A 318-nucleotide genomic window follows, 5' to 3' on the forward strand; every position below is an offset into this window, starting at 1 on the left:
GAACTGCCCGAGGGCTACACCAAGGAAGACGCCGACAAAGCCGAGATCGCCGAGGCGAAAATTCTGGCGGCCTCGAAGTCGCGCAACGTGCGCACCGCTACCACGGCCACCAACGCGATAGCCGCGGCCGCCCCCACGGACTGCATGACATATTTCCCCCAGTGGATGTACCAGGTCTGCGGTGCGATCCGGGTCAAGTACGACTCCCTCGGCGGTCCAGTCAGTTTCCTACTGCTCCCTACCAGCAACGAGCTGGTCAATCCCGATGGATTTGGACGCAGAAATACATTTCAGAACGGACCCATCTACTGGTCCGCA

1 protein-coding gene is annotated in these 318 nt (G+C 60.4%); it reads left to right on the forward strand.

Annotated features, from left to right (window positions below; genetic code table 11):
• A partial coding sequence (locus tag ACFWJO_RS37855) for an LGFP repeat-containing protein (protein WP_386872675.1) occupies positions 1 to 318 on the forward strand: 318 nt, incomplete at both ends.

The sequence above is a fragment of the Streptomyces sp. NPDC127092 genome (assembly GCF_042722475.1).
Classification (GTDB): Bacteria; Actinomycetota; Actinomycetes; order Streptomycetales; family Streptomycetaceae; genus Streptomyces.